At 35.8% G+C, this 5762-nt stretch carries 7 protein-coding genes; all 7 read right to left on the bottom strand.

Features of this window, described 5'->3' with window-relative positions:
* A partial coding sequence (locus tag Q0992_RS07290; RefSeq protein WP_299521731.1) for an acetate--CoA ligase occupies positions 1-1445 on the bottom strand: 1445 nt, incomplete at its 3' end.
* Between the two features lie 100 nt (positions 1446-1545).
* Positions 1546-2163, bottom strand: a complete 618-nt coding sequence (locus tag Q0992_RS07285; protein ID WP_299521728.1) for an OsmC family protein — start codon at positions 2161-2163, stop codon at positions 1546-1548.
* Between the two features lie 370 nt (positions 2164-2533).
* A complete protein-coding gene (locus Q0992_RS07280; RefSeq protein ID WP_299521725.1) occupies positions 2534-3103 on the bottom strand; it encodes an NUDIX domain-containing protein in 570 nt (189 codons plus the stop codon).
* Between the two features lie 90 nt (positions 3104-3193).
* A complete protein-coding gene (locus Q0992_RS07275) occupies positions 3194-3499 on the bottom strand; it encodes a hypothetical protein (protein ID WP_299521722.1) in 306 nt (101 codons plus the stop codon).
* 37 nt (positions 3500-3536) lie between these two features.
* A complete protein-coding gene (locus Q0992_RS07270; RefSeq protein WP_299521719.1) occupies positions 3537-4136 on the bottom strand; it encodes an NADPH-dependent FMN reductase in 600 nt (199 codons plus the stop codon).
* A 134-nt stretch (positions 4137-4270) separates the two neighbouring features.
* Positions 4271-5443 carry a dimethylsulfone monooxygenase SfnG gene (sfnG, locus tag Q0992_RS07265; protein ID WP_299521716.1) on the bottom strand — a complete coding sequence of 391 codons (1173 nt, stop codon included), beginning with the start codon at positions 5441-5443 and terminating at the stop codon, positions 4271-4273.
* An 84-nt stretch (positions 5444-5527) separates the two neighbouring features.
* Positions 5528-5716, bottom strand: a complete 189-nt coding sequence (locus tag Q0992_RS07260; RefSeq protein WP_299521713.1) for a hypothetical protein — start codon at positions 5714-5716, stop codon at positions 5528-5530.
* Between the last annotated feature and the right edge of the window lie 46 nt (positions 5717-5762).

The following is a 5762-nucleotide window of genomic DNA, read 5'->3' as shown; positions in this document are numbered from 1 at the left end:
GGAATATAAAATCCTCCTTTAGATGCTTCGGTAAAATAAGTTTCTTCAAATCTTTTTTGATCGTTATATATCGTAAGCATTTGTCCTGGCCAAGGCTCTTTAATCACTAAATTCCCTGACTTTTCTTTTGTTAAATTATGACTATCATCTACCAAACCAGGTACAATACCGAATAGCGGTTCCGCGTTTTCTCCTTTTCCATATGTAAGAGTATGCGGCAATTGAGAAATCATTATCCCACCAGTTTCTGTTTGCCACCACGTATCCAGTATAGGGCATTTTCCATTACCTACTTTCGTAAAGTACCAATTCCATGTATCGGAATCGATCGGCTCTCCAACCGTACCTAGCAATCTAAGACTTTCACGTGATGAACGCTCTAAGTGATCGTCTCCCATTCCTACAAGCGTTCTTAATATCGTTGGCGCAGTGTAGAAAGTATTGACTTCATAACGATCGATTATATTCCAATATCGACTAGCACTAGGATAATTTGGCACACCTTCATACATAACTATTGTTGCACCATTTGCTAATGGCCCATAAAGCACATAAGAATGCCCTGTAATCCAAGCTAAGTCAGCTGTGCACCAATATACGTCTTCTTCTTTATAGTTAAATACGTACTTGAAAGTTAATGCACAATGCAACAAGTAACCCGCTGATGAGTGAAGTATGCCTTTAGGTTTACCAGTAGAGCCTGAAGTGTATAACAAGAATAATGGATCATTTGAATCTATTTGCTCTGGAATACACGCCTCATCTGCACTACCCATTAATTCGTGATACCAAACATCACGCCCTTCCTTCATATACGTACTTTCATCAGTATGCTTAATAACTATAACTTTCTGAACACAATCATTACCTTGCAATGCTTCATCCATTATATTTTTGATTTCAACAGCACTGCCGCCTCGCATACCTTGATTAGCTGTAATAACAACATTGCATTGCGCGTCATTAATTCTGTCTTTTACAGCATTTGCAGAGAACCCACCAAATATTACAGAATGAATCGCTCCTATGCGGGCACATGCTAGCATGGCTACTGCTGTTTCTATTATATTAGGCATATAGATACATACTCTGCTGCCTTTTTTAACTTGAAATGATTTAAGTACATTCGAAAATTTACATACTTCGATATGCAATTGCTTATAACTTAGAGTGCGACGATCTTTTGATTCATCTCCCTCCCATATAATTGCTGTTTTATCTCCTCTTTGCTCTAAATGTCGATCTAGACAATTAAATGAGACGTTTAATTTTCCGCCCGTAAACCATTTCGCGTGAGTGACGTCTTTGTCTTTGATAAATACTTTTTCCCAGGCCTGCATCCAATCCAAACAATATCCAGCCTGCTCTGCCCAAAAATTTTCTGGATCTCGAATCGACCAGCCATATAATGCGGCATATTTTTCATCTTTAGGATAAGTAATCATTTTTTTGTATTTTTTGTATTTTTAAAACATCTAAGTATCTAGTTTAGCTATTATTAGGATGCACTTATTTTTCCAATCACATAACTAATCTCTTAGCTACTCAACCAGATTTTCTTTTAAACTTACTTATTATTCTTTCTAGCAATGAGTCACTACTGTCTATATGTTTCTGATCAAAAACATCTCCATTAATCTGTGTAGTGCCATTAATTTTTACATTTCGTGTTAACATATCCATCACAGGACATTGATTCTCTACATCTTCTACTAATTGTTCTAATTTTTCTTTCTCAGCTGAACTTTTTAACTTTGTTTCATAACTTATATCAGAAAATCCTGGGAAAACATTCATACTTTCATTTATCCCTAATAATCCACGCACGTCTAACTTTGCTTTCAAAGTTACCTCGCATTCTTCTAATGGGATATCTCTCACTGAGGCTAGTGCAGAATACATAATTTGTTGACACGAACCTAACGCGACTAATACTAATTCCACAGGACTGGCACTTAAATCATCTCCACCAAACGCTGCTGGTTCATCTACTAACAACTTATGGGCTCTACGTATTTGGTTTTTACACAGAGTCCCACCTTCCCAAGTTGTGTTTACATAGTATTTAAACTTGCCAAAATCCGGATCTTTCTCAGCTTTTTCAATCATATTATTGACTGACACTTTGACCCTATCTAGACTTTGTATATTTTCCTCTGACATGTTTATTCAATACGGATTAGTAGGTTCTGATTTATGATTATTATTAAATCGACCAACGACGAGCTGTTTTATAGTCGTGCACGTTTCTTTAAATTTTTATATCTATAGATAATGCAATAAATAAGCCATTTTTCTATGTTTTTGAAATACTTAGGCTTATAATTGAATGAATGAAAGTCATTATATATATGTTTCGTAATGACTCGTTGATTGTTCTTAGTTGCTTTTTATTGTTTCATATTTACACATCATTACATTGTCGCAGGTTCCGGTATAAACCCTAGGTTTTTGAAAAAGCATTTAAATTCTTTTACAAGTATTTTATAGATTTACTTGATCTATTAAATTATAAAATCAATCTCTTCTATACTCAGTCTGGACATATTTCATATGTGTCGTCTGTTCTAAATCTATATTTACCCTCTGTTTTATCCTGAAAATACCAGTCTAAAACCTGCCTCATTAATCCATATGACAGATTTTCCCAAGGTATGTCACACTCGGAAAAATATTTAACTTCAGAAGTTTCTTCGCTTGTGCATGTGTTTTCGTTATGCACATGCCCGCGAAATATGAAATATACTTGATTTATAGCAGGGCAGTTAAATAAGGCATAAAGTTGTAAATTTTTTACATCTACCCCAGTTTCTTCTTTTGTTTCTCTTATAGCAGCGCCATCAGTCGTTTCGTTACTCTCCATGTATCCACCTGGCAACGTCCAAAAGCCAATTTTGGGTTTGACTGCTCTTTTACACAATAGTATTTTGTTGTTGCACTCTATCAAAGTATTTACGATAATTTTTGGATTATCATAAAATACCGCATCACAACGTAGGCAAATATGATGCATATGGCCTGCGCTGTCTATTTCTATTTGTTCTATTTTAGATCCGCATCGGCTACAATATTTTATTTCTTGTTGAAATGAATCCACATCCATACCATATATAAAATTAGTTTTAATTTTATACTAACAGTCCTTTTTATCTGTTAGTCAACAAGTTACATTACATTTAATAGTTCTTAAAAATTAATCATCGTACAGATTGGTGTATGTATCCATTCCTACGCCACCATGATTTTTAGGAAATGCAGCTGTAATATTCACAACATGTTTACTGGGTAAGCTATTCCATAATTCTTCTGCTTCTTCTGTTTCTAGCACTTTTATATTTTCTTCATTATCATCTTGTACAAAATAATTTGAATTTAATGCCCTGAAAAGAAATTGTTTTTTACTTTCATCATACGCAAGCAAAGTAGAAGTGTCTGTTCTGTAGGTTTCTGTATCTACTACTTGCTGGATGACTTTATATTTTGGACTCTTGTCGGTCATTTACTAATCCTCCTATAATTTACGTCTGTATCATTTGCTATTTATCTGATAACGACTTACGTTTAATTGTAGGTCCCAATGCACCAATAATGCTGTACTTATCGTCTGGCATCATTCTATGAAAATTGACTATGGAGGTGCCTAGCTGTTTTAGCTTATCCTTTATTTCATCACTACTAAGCTCGCCATTTGTGTAATGTTGATTGTTAGCATATACCACACCGGGTAATACTATTGCTAAAAAGAATCCCAGTAACGGCTTTAGTTCGTGCTCTAACGCCAAATAATGGTGATCACTACCCCCTGTTGCTATTAATCCAACTGGCTTACCTAAAATTGCATCGTTAGGTATTAGGTCAAATAAGTTTTTAAGAATTCCAGTATAGGTACCCCTATACATTGGTGTTCCAAATATTAAAGCATCTGCACTAATTATTTTATCAATGAGTAACTTTGAATCTCCTTCGTACTTAGCAGGGTCTCGTGCATCGCAAAATTGAACATTATATTCACTTACATTTACAACTTCTGTTTCGACAGTTTCGTCATAGGCTTTCGCATAGTTCAATGATGTTTTTACAGCTAATAACGTCTTTGAACTTTGAGTTGGTCCACCAGATACACCTAGTAATCTCATTTTAACAACGCTTCTTATTTGTTTTTTTAATTCCTATATTTGAATTGAAAAGGAACGCATTCTATAAATTAGTATGGTTCCTTTTTCAATTACATATATAGCTATATGAAACTAATTGTACTGTCTAACTATGTTTATGCTGATTTTTTCTTTCCGTAACTTTTTCCTTTTCTGAGATCTTCTTCCTTTTCTCTAACCAATGGTATTACTTGTTCACCAAATGCTTTTAAATCCGTGTTGTAATGTAAAAATCCGCATAGTATTACTTTCATTCCAAGTTGCTTGAGTTCAATAATTCGATCTGCAACCGTCTCAGGCGTTCCGATTAGCCCTGTTTTAAAGCCATCATTGTATTGAACTAAATCTTCAAATGAAGAATTTGCCCACATTCCCTCACCTTCTTTAGATTCTCGACCCGCATGTTTTACTGCCTCGCCAAATCCTTTTACGGCTTCGACGTCAGCATTAACAATAATATCTCTTAAAGTTTCTGTTGCTTCATCTACAGTGTCTCGAACAATACAAAATCCATTCGCACCAAATTTTAATTCTTTGGGATCTCGACCAGATTCTACTGCTGCTGCAATTGAATCATCCATAATCTCTTTAAAACCTTTATTTGTATTGCCATTCATAAACAAGCAGTCAGTTACGCGTCCTGCCATTCTACGCGCATCTTTTGAGTTTCCACCTTGAAATACTACTGGTCTGTGCAGAGGTTTTGGCAGCATTGGTGCACCATTAATTTGGTAAAAGTCACCATAGAAAGTAAACTCTTCTTCAACCCACATGCCTTTCATAATACGAATAAATTCTTCAGATCGACGATATCGTTCTGTGTGCTCTAGCCAAGGCAACCCATATCCTGTGAATTCGCCCTTGAACCATCCGCTCACAATATTTATCGACGTTCTACCTTGACTACAAACGTCAAGCGAAGCCTGCATTTTTGCAACAATAGCCGGATGCCATAAGCCTGGATGAACCGCAGTTATGACTTCTATTTTTTTCGTATGCTGTAAAATTACGTTTGCGATAGTAAACGCTTCATGTTGATGATCTGCACCATAACTTGCAAACCACCTTGTTTGCGCTAATGCTGTTGCAAACCCTACACTTTCTGCGTCTTGCGCGTATTTTATATTTGCTTCTGGCGTCCAGTCGGTATCCATAGGTAATGTGGTTATTACCAATCCCCCCGAAATATTGGGTACCCAATATGCAAACTCGATCTGATCTGATTCCAGCCATGCAGACGGCTTCAACGGATTTTCAGAATGTGGTAAAAGATCTGGATAACTTGCCATCTTTATCTCCTCATACTTATGATTAATTAAATATTTACTTAAGATCTACCCCAGATTCTTAAAGTCTATATTATCTTGTGTAATTTATGTCCATACCTTTTTTGGTGTTCCGATTCCTTTCTCTTTTAATATTGCAATTGCTTTATCAACGTCTCCACAACTCTCAATTAGAGCATCTCGACAATCAATAGTGCCCGCTCTCGTTTCTTTTCTAACAGCCTTAATCATGGCCGCAGTAACATCTTTCAATGTGAATTCCTGGCTTGCACTCATACGCTACTCCTAATTCAACTAATTAATGGTTCATTTGTACTCATAG

This window comes from Winogradskyella sp. (assembly GCF_028289625.1).
Lineage (GTDB): Bacteria > Bacteroidota > Bacteroidia > Flavobacteriales > Flavobacteriaceae > Winogradskyella.
Note: the sequence above shows the minus strand (reverse complement) of the source record. Positions and strands in the feature narration are given on the sequence as shown.